The 18,253-nt window shown below is 63.4% G+C and carries 14 protein-coding genes; 7 read left to right on the top strand and 7 right to left on the bottom strand.

Annotated features, from left to right (window positions below; translation table 11 throughout):
* Nucleotides 1-11 precede the first annotated feature (11 nt).
* Nucleotides 12-1,307 (bottom strand): MFS transporter, encoded by a 1,296-nt coding sequence (locus tag P9255_RS15465; protein ID WP_309764293.1) that lies wholly within the window; start codon nt 1,305-1,307, stop codon nt 12-14.
* Between the two features lie 522 nt (nt 1,308-1,829).
* Here P9255_RS15465 and P9255_RS15470 point away from each other — a divergent pair.
* Entirely contained in the window at nt 1,830-2,951 is a 1,122-nt protein-coding gene (locus P9255_RS15470; protein WP_309764292.1) for a hypothetical protein, read from the top strand.
* Between the two features lie 51 nt (nt 2,952-3,002).
* Entirely contained in the window at nt 3,003-3,695 is a 693-nt protein-coding gene (locus tag P9255_RS15475; protein ID WP_309764291.1) for a DUF2968 domain-containing protein, read from the top strand.
* Nucleotides 3,696-3,778: 83 nt separating this feature from the next.
* Here the strand turns inward: P9255_RS15475 and P9255_RS15480 are convergent, their stop codons facing one another.
* The 5 genes from P9255_RS15480 to P9255_RS15500 form a co-directional block, all read right to left on the bottom strand.
* Nucleotides 3,779-5,224, bottom strand: coding sequence for a type 1 glutamine amidotransferase (locus tag P9255_RS15480; RefSeq protein WP_309764290.1), 1,446 nt, complete (start codon nt 5,222-5,224; stop codon nt 3,779-3,781).
* Between the two features lie 116 nt (nt 5,225-5,340).
* On the bottom strand, nt 5,341-7,098 hold the full coding sequence (locus P9255_RS15485) for a cation:proton antiporter (RefSeq protein ID WP_309764289.1): 1,758 nt from the start codon (nt 7,096-7,098) through the stop codon (nt 5,341-5,343).
* Nucleotides 7,099-7,281: 183 nt separating this feature from the next.
* On the bottom strand, nt 7,282-7,620 hold the full coding sequence (gene glnK / locus P9255_RS15490; RefSeq protein ID WP_008342452.1) for a P-II family nitrogen regulator: 339 nt from the start codon (nt 7,618-7,620) through the stop codon (nt 7,282-7,284).
* Between the two features lie 125 nt (nt 7,621-7,745).
* Nucleotides 7,746-9,833, bottom strand: coding sequence for an NAD(+) synthase (locus P9255_RS15495; RefSeq protein WP_404980356.1), 2,088 nt, complete (start codon nt 9,831-9,833; stop codon nt 7,746-7,748).
* Nucleotides 9,834-9,851: 18 nt separating this feature from the next.
* A complete protein-coding gene (locus P9255_RS15500) occupies nt 9,852-11,009 on the bottom strand; it encodes a GNAT family N-acetyltransferase (RefSeq protein ID WP_309764288.1) in 1,158 nt (385 codons plus the stop codon).
* A 146-nt stretch (nt 11,010-11,155) separates the two neighbouring features.
* Here P9255_RS15500 and P9255_RS15505 point away from each other — a divergent pair, with 146 nt between their 5' ends.
* Nucleotides 11,156-11,455, top strand: a complete 300-nt coding sequence (locus tag P9255_RS15505) for a GIY-YIG nuclease family protein (protein ID WP_309764287.1) — start codon at nt 11,156-11,158, stop codon at nt 11,453-11,455.
* A 54-nt stretch (nt 11,456-11,509) separates the two neighbouring features.
* Here the strand turns inward: P9255_RS15505 and ppa are convergent, their stop codons facing one another.
* The gene (gene ppa / locus P9255_RS15510) at nt 11,510-12,037 is read right to left on the bottom strand and encodes an inorganic diphosphatase (protein WP_309789992.1); all 528 of its coding nucleotides are present in this window, start codon (nt 12,035-12,037) and stop codon (nt 11,510-11,512) included.
* A gap of 183 nt (nt 12,038-12,220) precedes the next feature.
* Here ppa and P9255_RS15515 point away from each other — a divergent pair, with 183 nt between their 5' ends.
* The 4 genes from P9255_RS15515 to P9255_RS15530 all read left to right on the top strand — a co-directional run bounded on the left by P9255_RS15515 (nt 12,221) and on the right by P9255_RS15530 (nt 17,468).
* Entirely contained in the window at nt 12,221-13,660 is a 1,440-nt protein-coding gene (locus tag P9255_RS15515) for an aldehyde dehydrogenase family protein (protein WP_309789993.1), read from the top strand.
* 25 nt (nt 13,661-13,685) lie between these two features.
* Entirely contained in the window at nt 13,686-14,462 is a 777-nt protein-coding gene (locus tag P9255_RS15520; protein WP_309764283.1) for an SDR family oxidoreductase, read from the top strand.
* A gap of 138 nt (nt 14,463-14,600) precedes the next feature.
* Nucleotides 14,601-15,917: an MFS transporter gene (locus tag P9255_RS15525; RefSeq protein ID WP_309764282.1), complete on the top strand. Its 1,317-nt coding sequence runs from the start codon at nt 14,601-14,603 to the stop codon at nt 15,915-15,917.
* A gap of 171 nt (nt 15,918-16,088) precedes the next feature.
* Nucleotides 16,089-17,468, top strand: coding sequence for an IS4 family transposase (locus tag P9255_RS15530; protein ID WP_309789499.1), 1,380 nt, complete (start codon nt 16,089-16,091; stop codon nt 17,466-17,468).
* Nucleotides 17,469-18,253 lie beyond the last annotated feature (785 nt).

Raw genomic sequence — 18,253 nt, forward strand, 5'->3', positions numbered from 1 at the left:
CCGCATCCGGATCAGGCGGTCTTGTACTGATTCCGCGCTTCCGGCGAACGATACAGCACCAGTGTCGCAATCAATCCGCAGATCGCGGCGAGTCCCATCCACAGGCCCGGCGCAGCCTTGTTGCCGGTCTCGTGAATCAGAAAGGTGGAGATGGCGGGCGTGAAGCCGCCGATGGTCGTCGCAAGGCTATAGGCCATCGAGAAACCGGTCGTGCGGACGTCGACCGGCATGACTTCCGTCAGCGCCACGACCATCGCGCCGTTATAGCTGCCGTACAGGAACGAGAGCCAGAGCTCGACCATCAGCAGACGCCCGAACGACGGCTCCGCCACGAGCCACTGCACCGCCGGATACGACGTGAGAATGGTCAGGATCGTGAAGAACAGGAGCACCGGACGGCGCCCGACGCGGTCCGACACGGCGCCCATCAGCGGCAGCCAGACCAGATTGGAGATGCCGACGCAGACGGTGACGACGAGCGCGTCGATTGCGCTCAGCTTCAGCACTTCCTTGCCGAAGGTCGGCGTGTAGGCGGTGATCATGTAGAACGAGACCGTCGTCATGATGACCATGCCCATGCCGGCAAGCACGACGCCCCAGTTTTGCGCGATCGAGCGCGCGATCTCCCCCATCGCCGGGCGATGCTTCCTTGCCAGGAACTCGTCCGTTTCGCGCAGCGAGCGGCGGACGACGAACAGGAACGGCACGATCAGGCAGCCGATCAGGAACGGCACGCGCCAGCCCCAGGCGGTCATCTGCTCGGGCGGCAGCAGGCGATTCATCATCACGCCGATGAGCGCCGCGAACACGACGGCCACCTGCTGGCTGCCCGACTGCCACGAGCAATAGAAGCCCTTGTTGCCGCGCGTCGCGATCTCCGACAGGTACACCGACACGCCGCCCAGTTCCACGCCGGCCGAGAAGCCTTGCAGCAGCCGTCCCGACAGCACGATGATCGGCGCGAGCGCACCGATGCTCGCGTACCCCGGCACGAGCGCGACGAGCGCAGTGCCGACCGCCATCAGCCCGAGCGTGAGAATGAGGCCCTTGCGCCGGCCATGATGGTCGATGTATGCGCCGAGCACGATTGCGCCGACGGGCCGCATCAGAAAGCCCGCGCCGAACACGGACAGCGCGAGCATCAGCGAGGCGAACTCGTTGCCGCTCGGGAAATAGGTCTTGGCGATCGCCGAAGCGTAATAGCCATAGACCATGAAGTCGTACATCTCAAGAAAATTTCCGCTGACGACGCGAAATACCGTCTTGGCCTTGGATTCGTTGGCGGGTGCTATGTGGGTCGTGGACATGGGACTTTCTCGAAGCTGGGCTGATAGCGCCGGCTGCGGTGCGAGCCAAAAGGACGCACGGAACCGGCGCCGCTTTATGGGGGTTTACCCCTTTACATCGCGTTTTATCGCGCGCTTAAGAAATCTTACCGCCTAGGGGCGTCTCCTTGCACGCAACGTCAGCTAAATTCGATCAACCGACATTAAGATTCGCCTACTTCCGCCTGTCGTTTAGCGTACGAGGGCTTTCTAAATGTTAATTGCATCGGATATGCCGGGCCGAAAGCGTGCCGCGCGGGGCGTAGATACCGCGATCACCACAGCGTTCGCGTTTCGTCAATCAGTGATCCTATAAAAATCTTTCTTTCAGAAAAATCCGGTCGCAGTGCGTTCGGGCGTTCCGTATCATCGCGGCTCAACTTTGGCTTAGCGCGCGACGCCCCGGCACGCCGGGCATTTTGCGTAAGCCGCGGGCTGCGATCCGCAACGGGGCTTTGGGCGCGGCTCCGGTCTCGCGCCTCGACCCATGCATCTGGAATCCTCATGACCGAACCCCTGATCGATATCGAAGGCAAGCTGCGTCTGCCGGCGCTTCGCGCACTCGCGGGTCCGGCACGGATGTTCGGTCGCGAATGGTCGCCCTGGCGCTCGCGCCCGCTTCACTCGAATTGCGAATTCGCTATCGCGGCAGCCCTGCTTCATACGGATTACGTCGACGCCCCCAGCCTCCGCGACAACAACGCGCCGTATCGGGCTGCCAACACCTGGGGCGTGCTCACCGAGGGCCGTATTCAGCAAAAGGTGGCGCCGCTGAAGCAGGCGGCCGGGACCGCCGCGACGCCCGCCGCGCACGAGTCGCCGCAGCCGGCGCCGGTTCCGCTCGCCGCCAGCGCAGCCACCAGCGCAGCCGCCGCAGCCGCCGAAGCCGCGGCCCGCCGCTACGCGTCCCTCGGAAAGCCGGTCAGGGGCGCTATTGCGCTTGCCTGCGCGGCGCTCATCGTATGCCTGTTGTTCGGTCTCGAGCAGTACTCAGCGGGCGATGAACCCGCCACCGTCGCGACAGCCGATGCAGTCAATGGGGCCGGTGCCCCGCAGCCGATGGCGGTATCGCAATGGGTCGTGTCGGCGAGCGCCGCCGCTAGCCCGCGCACACAGGCATCGCAGGGCGAAGCGAGCCGGGCCGTCGCCATCGTGCACACGCAGGTCGAGGGCAGTGCAACCACCGGAAGCGTCGTACAGCTATCGGAAAGCACGGCCGACGAAACCGTGAGCCAGCGTGAGTCACGCGACCATCCCCTTCGCGCAACGACGATCCACGCCAGCACCAGCTCGCGCATCAGCGGTAGCGCTTCTCGCGATGCTCGCGCAGCGTCGTCGATGCCTTCCGCGCAGGCGCAAGCACGCGGCGCCGCATCCAAGCCGGGTAAGCGCGCGCATGCAGCCGTCGCCCGGGGCGCGCGCAGAAACACCGCCGGCGGGAACTACGCCGTCATCGCCAACGCGGCCTCCAAACATGCGTCGGGACGGCGCGCTCATTCGCAACGAGTCGCGCAGCCAGCCGCCGCGCTGAACGTCGAAGCGCTGTACGCGATCCTCCAGCACAACCCGGCGCTCGACAGCAACGCTCCGTCTTCCAGGCAAAACGCGGATGCCCGCGCGAACTAACGCCGTGGCTTACCTTCGACGCCCGCTGAACCTTATCGGCACGACGCCAACATGAAGCACTCACGTCTTTTCCGTATCGCGACGCTCGCCGTCGCGCTGTCGTTCGTCACTGCATTCACGCATGTTCTGGCCGCCCCCGCCGCGAAGACCGAGCAGGCCGCACCGGTGGCGCCATCCCCGGAAGACTTGTCCAATCTGCAGGCCGATGGCGCCGGGAACGTCTCCGGCAATCTCGCGGAACTGCAGGACATGATCCAGGGCGGGCGCGTGACCGAACTGCGCGCGACTCGCAACGCCAGCTACGGCGCGAAGCTCTATTTCCTGCCGCAGGAGATGCTCTACTACGTCGCGCTGCAGCAGGAGACGCGCTTGTGGCGTGTCGTCAAGACACAGGACGAAGCGCGCGCCGAATCGGTCTACTCGCAGTTCGCCCGCAAGACCTTCGAACTCGCGGACGGTGAAATCCGCCGCACGCGGCTGCAGGCGCAAACCGCGCTGCTGGAGCGGGTGATCGCGGTGTTGTCGAACCGGGCGAGCCGTCTGTCCGCCGACCTCGCGCTCGCGCAGCAGCAGGACAGCCAGGTCTCGGAACGTCAACAGAAGCTGCAGGCGGAGTCCGCCTCGCTGCAAGGCGACAAGCTCGAAGCGGAACGCAAGCTGCGCGCGCTGCAGCAGCAGGTCGATCAGCTTCAGCGTGCAACGGAAGCCGGACTGACGTCGGTGACAGTGGTGCCATCGCGCTGAGCGTCACGTGATGTAGACCGCAGAAAACACAAGGCCCGCTGAGAAGCGGGCCTTGTCGTTTGCACGTGATCGGTTGAGCGCGGCTAGAACCGCGTCTCCCGCGCGACGCGCAGGAACGTATCGAGCAAGGGCGTGCAATCGAGCAATTCCTCGCCGCCCGCGCGATGAAACTCCGGGTGCCATTGCACGCCGACCACGAACGGCGCCTTGCGATACCGCACCGCCTCGATGATCCCGTCCGACGACGACACCGCCTCGATGTTCAGATCGCGCCCGAGCGTCTTCACCGCCTGATGGTGAATCGAATTGACGACCGCCTCGCGCTGATGCGGGAACATGTTGACGAGCGAGGAGCCGTCGGGGAAGCGGATCGAATGGCGATGCTGGTCGTAACGCTCGCTGACGTGCAGGGCCGCCGTCGGCACATCGGTGGCGATATCGCCATAGAGCGTGCCGCCGAACGCCACGTTGATGAGCTGACAGCCCCGGCACACGCCGAGCACCGGCTTGCCCGACTCGACGAACTCGTGCAGCAGTTCCAGCTCGTACATGTCGCGCACGCGGTCGCCGGGCCATTCGGGGCGCGTCGTCGCCTCCTCGTAGGACTGCGGCGACACGTCCGCGCCGCCCTGCAGCAGCAGGCCGTCGAGATGCTTCGCGTAATCGCGCAGACGGATGTTGCTCGGATGCAGCATCCCCTGATGACCGACCGTCGGGATCATGAACACGAGCACATCGCGCGACATGACCCAGTGCGCGATCGACTCTTCCAGATACTGCAGCGTCTTGCCGCGCAATCCGCGCGCGCCAGGCTCCGGATGAAAGATGCGCGCCGACACGCCGATGCGCAGCGTGCGCTGCGTGATGCGCTGCCCCGCCCGGTCGAAGATTTGCCGCGCACGCGCCGCGATGATGCGCCCGAACACGGACCACGCCGAATCGGAAGTCTTGAGATAGGCGGGGGGCGCGGTTGGCGCGTCGGCCACGTGCTGCGGCGCATTGAGCTTGCTGAAATCCGGCGCGCCGCCGAAGTCGGGCGGCAGAACCTGGGCGTTGACTGGCGTTTCCACTTCCGCCGCCGCCGAGGCTTCGGCCTCCGTGGCGGCTTCGAGGTTGTGCGCGAGGCTTGCTTTTGCGTCAACCGGTTCGACGCGCGCCGGGTTCCTGGCGCGCACGGCGGCCTCTTGCGCGGCCGTCGCGCTTGCCGCATTGGCGCGGGCTTCGCGGGCCGATTGCCGCGCGTCCTCGCGGCGCGCGGCGGCGCTATCGACGGGTTCGACGGGTTCGACGGTCGATGCGCTGACAGGCGAATCCGTCGATGCCCGCTGCGTCGCGCTGGCCGAAGCCGAAGCCGAAGCCGCAGGCGATGCGCTTTCGCGCGAGCCGCCGGCCGCGGATGCATCCGCGCCGCCGCGCCGGGCTTCGGCCGCGCGGCTGGCGGCGTCCTGTGCAACATGCGTCGCACCGGTCGCGCTGCCTGGGTTGTTTGCGGTGTTGCCTGAGTCGTTGGACGTTTTGTTTTCGCTCATCCCGATTTCAGGCGCGCGCGGCGCCACGATAGAAAAGAGAAGTCGATTATCCGCCCATCGAACGTGACGACGCAAACCAGCACACATTTGCTCACATCTGCGACGAACCCCGCCGCTCAGTGATCCCGCGTCTCCTCGAGCGTCTCGCACAATGCGATCTGCATCGTCGCGTGGATTTTCACGCACCAGCGCCACAGCACCGTCAGCAGCAGCGCCGCGCACAGCAGCACGCCGATCATCAGGCCGAACGGCGGGAGAATGCCGCCCGACAGCGCCGCGACGAGCAGGAAGACGCCGAACATGGCTACGATCGGAATCAGGCCGGAAATCGCCGTGCGGATGGCGCTCGTGAAGCGCCCCGCTTTCGCCGGCTGCACGCTGACTTCGGCGAGCAGCAGCGCGAGCGACTCCAGCTTGCGATACACCGCCACCAGAAACGGCAGCGCGACGACGAGCGCGGCGCCCCACAGCACGACGCGCTGCGCATTGTCGGTATCCAGCCAGCGGGACAAGTATTGCGATGCGAACGGCGCCGAATACGACGCCCCGAGAAAGATCGCGGCGACGAGCGCGAGATTGACCGCGATCTGCAGCACGATGCGCCGCGTCATCGAGAAGAGCGTCGCGCCGCCGGTTGCCGGCGTCAGGCTCGAGAGCCATTGCGAATAGAGCCCGAACGTATGCGCGAGCGGCGCGGGCATCGCGCGGGCGAGGCGCAGCGTCAGCGGATCGGCGGCGCGGATCAGATACGGCGTGAACAGCGTGGTCAGCGCGGACACGGCGACCGCAATCGGATACAGAAAACTGCTCGTCACCTTCAGCGACAGCCCGAGCGACGCGATGATGAACGAGAACTCGCCGATCTGCGCGACGCTCATGCCGACGCGCATCGACGTGCGTCCGTCCTTGCCCGCGAGAAACGTGCCGAGCCCGCACGACACGATCTTGCCGAGCACCACCGCGATCGTGATGACGGCGATCGGCCATGCGTAATCGACGAGCACCGTCGGATTCAGCAGCAGGCCGATGGTCACGAAGAAGATCGCGGAGAACATGTCGCGCACCGGCGCGATCAAGTGTTCGATGCGCGCGAGATGCTTCGATTCCGCCATGATCGCGCCGATCAGAAACGCACCGAGCGCGATCGAATAATCGAGCTTCACGACGAGCAGGCAGAACCCGAAGCAGAAGCCGAGCACGGTGACGAGCAGCATTTCGTCGCTCTTCGCGCCCGCCACGTAATTGAGCGCGCGCGGCACCGTCAGAATGCCGACGACGAGCGATACCGTCATGAAAAGCAGCAGCTTGCCGAGCGTCACGACCGCGACGCCTGCGCTCACCGAACCCGTCTGCGCGATGCCCGACAGCAGCACGAGCATCGCGATGGCGAGGATGTCTTCGACGATCAGGATGCCGAACACGAGTTGCGCGAAGCTCTCGCGCTTCATGCCGAGTTCGGAGAGCGCCTTCACGATGATCGTGGTCGACGAGATGGCGAGCATCGCGCCGAGAAAGAGCGAGTCCATCGCGTTCCAGCCGAACCATCGGCCGATCTCGAAGCCGATCCAGATCATCAGCACGATTTCCGAGAGCGCCGCGACGAACGCCGTCGCGCCGACGCGAAACAGCTTGCGCAGACTGAATTCGAGCCCGAGCGAGAACATCAGAAAGACGACGCCGATTTCACCGAGCGTCTGGATGGTCGCTTCGTCGTTGATGAGTTGAAACGGCGGCGTATAGGGGCCGATGATGACGCCCGCCACGATATAGCCCAGCACGACCGGTTGCCGCAAGCGATGAAACAGCACCGTCACGACGCCCGCGATGGCCATGATGACAGCGAGATCCTGAATGAAGCCGATCGCGTGGTGCATCGAGTGATTCCTTACAAAAGTATTATTTGAGCCGATGTTACCGCACGGCGATGATCGCGGCTTCGAGGAATCGGAGAAGCGCCGCGCATCGAGCGGGTGCACGCGATGCGGGCGCAGAAAGAAACAAGCCCGCTCGGGCGAGCGGGCTTGTCTTCGAATGCGGCGGAGAGAAACGCGCGGCGCTCAGACTGCCGCTTCGTTTTCCTCGCCGGTGCGGATGCGGATGACGCGCTCGACATCCGCGACGAAAATCTTGCCGTCGCCGATCTTGCCGGTGCGCGCGGCGCCGATGATCGCATCGATGACCTGGTCGGTCTGATCGTTCGCCACGACCACTTCGATCTTCACCTTCGGCAGGAAGTCGACCACGTACTCCGCACCACGATAGAGCTCGGTATGCCCTTTCTGGCGGCCGAAGCCCTTCACTTCCGTGACCGTGAGCCCCGTCAGACCGACTTCGGCGAGCGCTTCGCGAACTTCGTCGAGCTTGAACGGTTTGATGATGGCGGTGATGCGTTTCATGGCGTGCCTCGCTTCGGAGTCAAGAGTTCAGAGAAGTGGTCGTCACTCGCGTGACGGATGCTTTCGATTCTAGTCGGGTTTTGCAAGGCCCTGCGATTCCTCGAACACGAAGATGAGGATGAACGTCAGTCGGTCTCGGGAATCCGCTCCAGGTCCCTGAGCCAGACGGTGGCCTGCGAATCGCTCGGCGCGCGCCAGTCGCCGCGCGGCGACAGCGAACCGCCCGATCCCACTTTCGGTGCATTCGGGATGCACGAACGCTTGAACTGGCTCGTGCGAAAGAACCGGTCGAGGAAGATGCGCAGGTTCTTGCGGATGTCGGCAAGCCCGTATTGATTGCGCACGACGTTCGGGTCTTCGGGCCAGTCGCCCGCCTCGCGGTCGCGCCAGGCGGCGTGCGCGAGGAACGCGACCTTCGATGGCGCGAAGCCGAAGCGGATCGTGTAGTAGAGATTGAAGTCCTGCAGCTCGTACGGCCCGATGACGCTTTCCGTCTTCTGCTCCAGCGCCCCGCTTGCTTTCCCCGGAATGAGTTCGGGACTGATATCGGTGCTGAGGATATGTTCGAGCACGTCGGTTCCGGCATCGCCGATAGCGCCCGACTCCGCAACCCAGCGCACCAGATGCGTGATGAGCGTCTTCGGCACGCTCGCGTTCACGTTGTAATGCGACATGTGATCGCCTACGCCATACGTGCACCATCCCAGCGCAAGCTCGCTCAGATCGCCGGTGCCGATGACGATCGCGTGATGAAGGTTCGCCAGCCTGAACAGATGGCTCGTGCGTTCGCCGGCCTGCACGTTCTCATAGGTGATGTCGTATTGCGCGTTGTCTTCGCTGTGCGGATGGCCGATGTCCGCGAGCATCTGCGTGCAGCTCGGGCGAATGTCGATCTCCCCGGCCGTGCAGCCGATCACCTCCATCAGCTCGCGCGCCTGTCGCAGCGTGCGGTCGCTGGTGGCGAAGCCGGGCATCGTATAGGCGAGGATGTTCGAGCGCGGCAGGCCGAGACGGTCCATCGCCTTCGCGCACACGAGCAGGGCATGGGTGGAGTCGAGACCGCCCGATACGCCGATGACGACCTTCGATATCCCCGACGATCGCAGCCGCTGCAAGAGCGCCTGAACCTGGATGTTGTAGACCTCGTTGCATCGCGCGTCGCGGCGCGTGCGGTCGGCCGGCACATACGGGAAGCGCGCGACACGCCGTTCCAGCGGCAGCGCGCCTTCGACCGGCGCCGCCAGCGCGAACTCCACGACGGTGAACTTCGCGACTTCATCGGCATGGCGCGCCGTCGATCGTCCGAACGTGGTCTGCTTCATGCGCTCGCGCGAGAGCCGTTCCAGATCGACATCCGCGAAGATCACATGCGATTCGCCCGCGAAACGCTCGGACTCCGCGAGCATCTCGCCGTTTTCGTAGATGAGGCCCTGCCCGTCCCATGCGAGGTCGGTCGTCGATTCGCCCTCGCCCGCCGACGTATAGAGATAAGCGGCGACACAACGCGCGGACTGCTGCCCGACGAGCTGATGCCGATACGCCGACTTCCCCACGACGATATTCGACGCCGACAGGTTCACGAGCACCGTCGCACCCGCGAGCGCGGCGAACGACGACGGCGGGATCGGCACCCACACGTCCTCGCAGATTTCGACGTGGAACCGGAAGAGCGGCAGGTCCTTGATCTGGAACAGCAGCGATGCGCCGAACGGTACCTCCTGACCGCACAGCGAGAGCGTGCGCGTGGTGGCGGCATCGGCGGGGCTGAACTGACGCGCTTCGTAGAACTCGCCGTAGTTCGGCAGATAGCTCTTCGGCACGACGCCGCGGATCACGCCGTTCGCCACGACCACTGCGCAATTGAAGAGCTTGTGCTCGGCGCGCACGGGCAAGCCGACGATCATCGCGATCTTCAAGCCCTTCGACGCCTCGACGATGCTTCCGAGCGCTTCTTCGCACGCATCGAGCAAGGGCCTTTGATGGAAGAGATCGTCACATGTATAAGCGGACAAGCCGAGCTCGGGGAACGCGACGAGCACCGCGCCGCGCGCGGCCGCCTGCCTTGCGAGCGCGATCGTCGCTTCCGCGTTGAAGGCGGGATCGGCCACCTTGCAGTTCGGGATGGCGACAGCGACGCGCGCGAAATCGTGACTGTATAAGTTGAAGAAGTTCTTGCTCGTGTTCATCGTTGTTTGCGCGTGTGTGTCGGACATAGCGAAGCGTTCAAACGATTATCGCATGGGGCTTTCGCTGGTTTTTCTGAACGGCGTATGCGCTTCGAGCTCTTCGATGTGCTCGTTCATCGCGGTGGTTTCGGCATCCAGAAACTCGCTGATCGCATGCGCGAAACGTTGATCCGCGATCCAGTGCGCGGACCATGTCGGCGTCGGCAGCAGGCCGCGCGACATCTTGTGCACGCCCTGTGCGCCGCCTTCGAAGTGCGCGAGTCCGTGCTCGATGCAATACGCGATGCCCTGCATGTAGCACGTCTCGAAGTGCAGCCCCGAGATGAACTCGCGCGTGCCCCAGTAGCGGCCGTACATCGTGTCGCCGCCGATCATGTTGAGCGCGCACGCGAGCCGCTCGCCGTCCGCTTCGGCGATAACAAGCAGCATGCTGTCGGGGGCATCGGCGTGAATCTGTCCGAAGAACTCGCGCGACAGATACGGCGCGTTCCAGTGCTCGCGGTACGTGTTGTCGTAGCAGTCGTAGAAGAAGTCGAGCGCGCTGTCGTCGATCTGCGCGCCGCGCAGCCACGTGTAACGCACGCCCGCTTCCATCACGCGGCGCCGGTCCTGCTTGACCTTCTTGCGCTTGTCGTGACTCATCGTCGCGAGGAAGGCGTCGAAGCTCGCGTAGCCTTCGCCGGGCAAGTTCTCCCAGTGGAACTGCACGCCTTCGCGCAGCATGTAGCCGGCGTCCGTCAGCGCGTCGAGGTCCTGCGCATGCGGAAACAGCACGTGCAGCGACGAGATGTCGAGCCGGCGCGTCAGCTCGATCGCGCCGCGCGCGAGCAACACGCGATCCTCGTGTTCCGCTGCGATGAGACGCGGCCCTGTCACCGGCGAAAACGGCACCGCCGATACGGCCTTCGGGTAATAGCGCAGGCCGTGGCGTTCGAAGGCATCGGCCCAGGCGTGATCGAACACGTATTCGCCGCGTGAATGCGACTTGAGATACAGCGGCATCGCGCCTGCGAAATCGCCGCCGCGCCGCAGGATCAGATGGTGCGCGCGCCAGCCCGTGCGCTTCACCGCGCATTGCGTGTCCTGCAACGCGCGAAGAAAGCCGTGCCGCACGAAGGGATTGTCGCCGGAGAGGCGATTCCAGTCGTCCGTTGAAATATCGTCGAGCGTATCGACCACATGAATTTCGACTTCGCGATTCAACAGGCTACCTCGCTGTGTGACCGATGAGCGCGTCATGCGCGAAGCGGCTATTTTCGCGCAAGTCGATAAAAGGCGTCGGCATGGGCCGATGCGATGTGTATCGGCGATAATGCCCGGCAATTCTTTCCCATTGCCGATACGACGCGATGCCGTGGTTTCTCTATCTGATCGAATGTGCCGACGGCAGTCTGTACACCGGCATCGCCACCGATGTCGATGCGCGTTTCGCCGCGCACGCGAGCGGCAAGGGCGCGCGTTATACGCGAACGAGAAAGCCGCTCAGGGTGATGGCGTCGTTCGAATTGTCCGGACGGTCGGAAGCGTCGCGCGCCGAGTATTGGGTGAAGCGCTTGCCGGTGCAGCAAAAGCGCGCGCTGATCGCGGGAGAAAGAACGCTTGAATCCGTGTTGCCTCGGAAAGAAATCGAGGCAGCAGAAGAAAAATAAAAAGCGCCGCCGCGCTTCTATCGCGCGGCGGCGCTTTTCATCGATAAGACGCGCTTACTTCTTGTAGTTCGCGACGCCTTCCGAAATTTCCTTGTGCGCGGCGTCGATGCCCGCCCAGCCTTCCACCTTCACCCACTTGCCCTTCTCGAGCGCCTTGTATTGCTCGAAGAAGTGCTTGATCTGATCCTTCAGATATTCGGGCACGTCGTCGATGGACTTGATGTTCGCCGTCATCGGGCAGATCTTGTCGTGCGGCACGGCGATCAGTTTCGCGTCCACGCCCGACTCATCGGTCATCTGCAGCATGCCGAGCGCACGTGCGCGCACGACCGAGCCGGCGAGCAGCGGGAACGGCGTGACGACGAGCACGTCGACGGGGTCGCCGTCACCCGACAGCGTCTGCGGAATGAAGCCGTAGTTCGCCGGATAGCGCATGCCGGTGCCGATGAATCGATCGACGACGAGCAGGCCCATGTCCTTGTCCGCTTCGTATTTGACCGGATCGCTCTGTGCGGGAATTTCGATGATGACGTTGAAATCCTGCGGGAGATCCTTACCGGGAGGTACGTTGTTGAAGCTCATGAGCGCTCTCTGGAGAAGTTGGTTTGTAAAGCAGGCGACGCATGAAACGCCGGCGCAGCGAGGTGAAACACTTCAGGCATTATAGCCAAACGAGCCTGCCGGACCGGGCCTGCCTGGCGCGCCATGCAGCACGGATGGCGGGATAATCGATACGCGAAGACGGACTATCACAAGGAGACACGCATGGAAGAAGGCAAGCATTTCATCGGCAACCGATGGACCGCGCCGTCGGTCGGCGAAACCATTCCGGTCGTCGATCCATCGGACGGGCAAGTGTTCTCGGAGATCGCTCGCGGCACGAGCGCGGACATCGACCGCGCCGTGAGCGCCGCCCGCGCCGCCTATGACGGCGCATGGGGCGCGACGAGCGCCGCCGAGCGCGGGCGCATCCTCGCTCGCCTCTCGATGCTGATCGCCGCGCGTCACGAGGATATCGCGCAGATCGAGGCCCGCGACACCGGCAAGCCGCTCACGCAGGCGCGCGCCGACGCGACCGGCATCGCACGGTACTTCGAGTTCTATGCGGGCGCCGCCGACAAGCTGCACGGCGAGACGCTGCCTTATCAATCCGGCTACACCGTGCTCACGATCCGCGAGCCGCATGGCGTGACTGGCCATATCGTGCCGTGGAACTATCCGCTGCAGATCTTCGGACGCAGCGTCGGCGCCGCGCTGGCTGCGGGCAATGCGTGCGTCGTGAAGCCGGCGGAGGACGCGTGCCTGTCGCTCTTGCGCATCGCGGAGCTGGCCGCGGAGGCGGGGTTGCCGGAAGGCGCGCTCAACATCGTCACCGGCTACGGACACGAAGCCGGCGCGGCGCTCGCGCGTCATCCGGGCATCGACCATATTTCTTTCACCGGTTCGCCGATGACGGGCGCAGCGGTCACGAAGATGGCCGCCGACAACCATGTGCCCGTCACGCTGGAACTGGGCGGCAAGTCGCCGCAGATCGTTTTCGCCGATGCGGATCTCGACGCCGCCCTGCCCGTGCTGGTCGCGGCGATCGTGCAGAACGCGGGGCAGACGTGTTCGGCGGGCAGCCGCGTCTTGATCGAGCGTGCGGCTTACGAGCCGCTCATCGAGAGACTGTCAGAGGCGTTCGCGGCGCTGAAGGTCGGCCCGAGCAGGCTCGATCTGGACTGCGGCCCGCTCATCAGCGCGAAGCAGCAGCAGCGCGTGTGGGACTTTCTTTCCGATGCCCAGCACGACGGCATCGCGATGGCCGCGCATGGCGAGGTCGTCACCGAAGCCCCCGAAGCGGGCTTCTATCAGGCGCCGACGCTGTTGCGCGACGTGCCGCGCACGCATCGGCTCGCGCGTGAGGAAGTGTTCGGCCCGGTGCTCGCCGTGATGCCTTTCGACGATGAAGCCGACGCATTGAAACTCGCCAACGACACGAATTACGGCCTCGTCGCCGGCATCTGGACGCGCGACGGCGCACGGCAAATGCGGCTCGCGCGGCGCGTGCGTTCGGGCCAGGTGTTCATCAACAACTATGGCGCGGGCGGCGGGGTCGAGTTGCCGTTCGGCGGCGTCAAGCATTCGGGACACGGACGCGAGAAAGGCTTCGAGGCGCTCTATGGCTTCACGACGCTCAAGACCATTGCAATCAAGCACGGCTGACGCATAGCCATCAACAGGAGACAACATGCGACTGCAAGGCAAAACGGTAATCGTGACGGGCGCGGGCTCGGGTTTCGGTGAAGGCATCGCGAAGACGTTCGCACGCGAAGGCGCGAACGTGGTCGTGAACGATCTGAACGGCGCGGCGGCCGAGCGCGTGGCGAGCGAGATTGCGCTGGCTTCGTCGCCGGAAGCGAAGCACGGACGCGCCATCGCCGTTCAGGGCGATGTCACGAAGCGCGACGACTGGCAGCGTCTCTTCGATGCCGCCATCGACGACTTCGGCAGCGTGCAGGTCGTCGTCAACAATGCGGGCACGACGCACCGTAACAAGCCCGTGCTCGATGTGACGGAGGCGGAGTTCGATCGCGTCTATGCGGTGAACGTGAAAAGCATCTACTGGAGCGTCGAGCAGTTCGTGCCGTATTTCCGGGAGCAAGGCGGCGGCGCGTTCATCAACGTTGCGTCAACGGCGGGCGTGCGGCCGCGTCCCGGACTCGTCTGGTACAACGGCAGCAAGGCGGCGGTGATCGTCGCGAGCAAGGCGTTGGCCGTCGAACTGGGCCCGGACCGCATCCGCGTGAACTGCATCAATCCGGTGATGGGCGAGACGGGCTTGCTTTCCGAGTTCATGGGCATGGAGGACACCCCCGCGAACCGTCAGAAGTTCCTTGCGACGATTCCGCTCGGCCGCCTTTCGACGCCGCAGGACATCGCGAACGCGGCGCTCTACCTCGCTTCCGACGATGCCGAGTTCATCACGGGCGTCGCGCTCGAAGTGGATGGCGGACGCTGCGTCTGACGCGGCGTAACGGGCGCACCGTGCGGGCTTCATCGGTGTTTTCCCCATCGAAAACAGCCGCTTGGCGTGCAGCCGAGCGGCTAGAATCCTTACGCAAACATAACGATGCTCGCGTTCGCACGAGCGTAAGGAGACGAGATGTCCAGCACTGCCAATCCCATGCAGCGCCCGGGCGCGGGTGCGCCTTCGAGCTTTGAGGAAGCGACGTATCGGAAGGTCGCGTGGCGGCTCTCGCCGCTGCTCCTGATTTGTTACGTGGTGGCTTACCTGGATCGCGTGAACGTCGGCTTTGCGAAGCTGCAGATGTCCGCCGATCTCGGCTTGTCGGATGCCGTATATGGCTTCGGCGCGGGCATCTTTTTCTTCGGCTATTTCATCTTCGAGATACCGAGCAACGTCATTCTGCACAGGGTCGGCGCGCGTGTGTGGATTGCGCGGATCATGATTTCGTGGGGCATCATCTCTGCGCTCACGATGTTCGTCACCACGCCCACGATGTTCTACGTGATGCGCTTCTTGCTCGGCGTCGCGGAAGCGGGCTTCTTTCCCGGCATCATTCTTTATCTGACGTACTGGTATCCGGCGCAGCGGCGCGGACGGATGACGACGCTGTTCATGACGGCGATTGCGTTGTCGGGACTGATTGGCGGGCCGGTGTCGGGCTGGATCATGAAGACCTTCGATGGCATGAACAACTGGCATGGCTGGCAATGGCTGTTGCTGCTGGAGGGCATTCCGTCGGTGATCGTGGGCATCGTCGTGCTGTTGATGATGGACGATCGCATATCCAAGGCCAAGTGGCTGACGCAGGAAGAGCGCGACTTACTGGAGCGCAATATCGCGGCGGATAACGTCGAGAAGGAGGATCCGCCGATCAGGCGTATCTTGTCGAGCCCGAAGGTCTGGCTGATGAGCCTGATTTATTTTTCGTTCGTGATGGGTCTTTATGGCGTGAGTTTCTGGTTGCCGACGATTATCAAGGCGACGGGCGTGACGGATGCGTTGATGATCGGGCTTCTGTCGGCGATTCCTTATGGGGCTGCGGTGGTTGGCATGCTGCTCGTGGCGCGCAGTGCGGACAAGCGCGGCGAGCGTCGGTGGCATATTGCCGTGCCGGCTTTTGTTGGGGCCATTGGGCTCGTGCTTTCGGTGGTCTGGGCCGGGAATACCGCGCTTGCGATGCTCGGACTTACGCTTGCCACGATGGGCATTCTCACTACTTTGCCGTTGTTCTGGAGCTTGCCTACGGCGTTTCTTGCTGGCACTGGAGCCGCTGCTGGCATCGCCATGATCAATTCACTCGGTAATCTGGCTGGGTTTCTTAGTCCTTATCTTGTGGGCTGGCTTAAGCAGGTTACTGGGGCTAACTCTAGTGGGATGTATATGCTTGCCTGTTTCCTTGTGCTTGGGGCTTTGCTTGCGCTTAGTGTTCCGGCGCGGATGGTCAATCGGTGAGTTTTTTTTGCGGTGAACTTGTTTTCGTGTCGGTCTGCTTGCTCCCCCTCCCCGGGGCCTGAGGATTCCCGACAAGTCGGTACGGCAGCAATGTTGCAAGGCCGAACGTGCTTGTAAACGACGGTAGGCGATGTTAACGTCGATGCACTTCGTTGACGGCGATGTACGGCAGTGCCTGACACCGACGAGCTTGACGACTGGGCGAATGAGGAGTTCGGCGCGGCTGAGCTGGGCGACGCACGCCTGACTCAGCGTCTGGTTGCGCTCGCGCGCCGGCTGTCGCTCAGTCCACAGTGCTCGTTTCCGCAGTCGCTTGATGGCCCGCAGCTCAAGGCGGCGTACCGTTTTTTCGACAATCCGCAGGTCAATACCGACGGCGTGCTGGGCTCGCATATTGGCCAGACGCTGAATCGCATGCGGCAGTTGCCAATCGTGCTGGCGGCCCAGGACACGACCGAATTCAATCTCACCCATCTGCCGGCGACACAGGGTCTGGGCTATGGCACGGGCGGTAACGAACGCGGGTTCCTGATGCACAGCCTGCTGGCGGTTACACCCGAGGGCTTGCCACTTGGTGTGCTGGGCATGAAGACCTGGGTGCGCCCGCAGGAAGAATTCGGCAAGAAACACCAACGCAGGCACCGGACTATCCGTGAGAAGGAGAGCGTCAAGTGGCTCGAAGGTAGCGAGCATCTTGCCGCACTCAAGGCGTACTGCCCGAACACGCGCATCGTCGGCGTGAGCGATCGCGAGGGCGACGTCTATGACGTGTTTTTGGCCAACCGGCCTGCTGGCGTCGATTGGCTAGTCCGCGCGTCCTGGAATCGGCGCGTCGCCCACCCCGAAGCGTATCTCTGGCAAACCGTGCTAGCCGCGCCAGTGTTGGGCGAAACCGAACTCCAGGTGCCTGCCACCGCGAAGAGGCTGGCGCGCACCGCACGCCTGACAGTGCGCTGTATCCCAGTGCGGCTTCGCCCACCGCGCGCGCGTCGCAGCGAGAAGTTACCGGAAGTTGAAGTGTTTGCCATCCACGCCCTGGAGACTGACACCAGCGAAGGCATCGAGCCGCTCGAATGGCTGCTGCTAAGTTCGGTGCCCACGCGAACGCACGCCGAAGCCCTTGAACGTCTCGCATGGTACGCCCGCCGGTGGACCATCGAATCATGGCATCGCGTGCTCAAGAGCGGGTGCCGTGTCGAGGCGCGGCAATTCGGCAACCTCGATCGCTTCGTGCGGGCCACTGCGCTATTTGCAGTGATCAGCTGGCGTATTCTGTACGCGACGCTGCTCGCCCGGATGGACGGCGACTTGCCATGCGAGGTGTTGCTACAGCCGGTCGAATGGCGCGCGTTGTACTGCCGCGTACATGGCACGACCAAACTGCCTGACGCCCCCCCAACACTTGCACAAGTCGTGTTGTGGATCGCCAAGCTCGGCGGATATCTGAATCGCAAGCATGACACGCCACCCGGACCGACCGTCATGTGGCGCGGCTTTCTCACCTTGCACGAGATCACCGAGATGTATCGGATCTTCCGGCAAAACGAGTGATTCCACTTTGTGGGTAAAGGTGAGCCCCGGGGCGGGGGTCACTTTCTTGGCTGTCAACCAGAGTTGGCGCTTTAGCGCCTACTCTGGTCCCATGCAAAGAAAGTCACCAAAGAAAGCAGCTTTTTTCTGAACCGCACGATGCACTGACTGTGTGGTCACTGTGTAGAACACCGGTGGCACTCAGCTTGACACAGCCCTGAATCACCTTCCACGCCCACTGACTACTTACGTTCTCCGAGCCCCCTGGCTCGTTAACACCAGCAGGTCACTGGGTCTAACTCTAGTGGGATGTATATGCTCGCTTGTTTCCTCGTGCTTGGGGCTTTGCTCGCGCTTAGTGTTCCGGCGCGGATGGTCAATCGGTGAGTTTTTTTCTTACGGTGAACTTGTTTTCGTGTCGGTCTATTAGCTTGCCCCTCCCCGGGGCGGGGGTTACTTTCTTTGCTGCTGCAAAGAAAGTAACCAAAGAAAGCAGCTTTTTTCTGAACCGCACGATGCACTGATTTGTGTGGTCACTTCGTAGAACACCGGTGGCACTCAGCTTGACACAGCCCTGAATCACCTTCCACGCCCACTGACTACTTACGTCCTCCGAGCCCCCTGGCTCGTTAGCACCATCAGGACTGTCACCACCCCGCCCAAGCAAATCACTCGATAACTTCCCATTTCCCTAAAGCGCTTGTCGATCGCAACCGACTTCCCTCCTGTACGGCCTCGGCCATCATTCGCCGTGGAAGTCGGCCCTTTCGCTTGGTCGTACTCGTGCGCTTTAAGTTGCGTTCGAG

This window comes from Caballeronia sp. LZ019 (assembly GCF_031450825.1).
Taxonomy (GTDB): domain Bacteria; phylum Pseudomonadota; class Gammaproteobacteria; order Burkholderiales; family Burkholderiaceae; genus Caballeronia.

What these genes read in the sequence shown, in the direction of transcription:
- P9255_RS15465 (WP_309764293.1), bottom strand. Translation starts at nt 1,307, where the DNA reads ATGTCCACGACCCACATAGCACCCGCCAACGAATCCAAGGCCAAGACG.
- P9255_RS15470 (WP_309764292.1), top strand. Translation starts at nt 1,830, where the DNA reads ATGACCGAACCCCTGATCGATATCGAAGGCAAGCTGCGTCTGCCGGCG.
- P9255_RS15475 (WP_309764291.1), top strand. Translation starts at nt 3,003, where the DNA reads ATGAAGCACTCACGTCTTTTCCGTATCGCGACGCTCGCCGTCGCGCTG.
- P9255_RS15480 (WP_309764290.1), bottom strand. Translation starts at nt 5,224, where the DNA reads ATGAGCGAAAACAAAACGTCCAACGACTCAGGCAACACCGCAAACAAC.
- P9255_RS15485 (WP_309764289.1), bottom strand. Translation starts at nt 7,098, where the DNA reads ATGCACCACGCGATCGGCTTCATTCAGGATCTCGCTGTCATCATGGCC.
- glnK (WP_008342452.1), bottom strand. Translation starts at nt 7,620, where the DNA reads ATGAAACGCATCACCGCCATCATCAAACCGTTCAAGCTCGACGAAGTT.
- P9255_RS15495 (WP_404980356.1), bottom strand. Translation starts at nt 9,833, where the DNA reads ATGTCCGACACACACGCGCAAACAACGATGAACACGAGCAAGAACTTC.
- P9255_RS15505 (WP_309764287.1), top strand. Translation starts at nt 11,156, where the DNA reads ATGCCGTGGTTTCTCTATCTGATCGAATGTGCCGACGGCAGTCTGTAC.
- ppa (WP_309789992.1), bottom strand. Translation starts at nt 12,037, where the DNA reads ATGAGCTTCAACAACGTACCTCCCGGTAAGGATCTCCCGCAGGATTTC.
- P9255_RS15515 (WP_309789993.1), top strand. Translation starts at nt 12,221, where the DNA reads ATGGAAGAAGGCAAGCATTTCATCGGCAACCGATGGACCGCGCCGTCG.
- P9255_RS15520 (WP_309764283.1), top strand. Translation starts at nt 13,686, where the DNA reads ATGCGACTGCAAGGCAAAACGGTAATCGTGACGGGCGCGGGCTCGGGT.
- P9255_RS15525 (WP_309764282.1), top strand. Translation starts at nt 14,601, where the DNA reads ATGTCCAGCACTGCCAATCCCATGCAGCGCCCGGGCGCGGGTGCGCCT.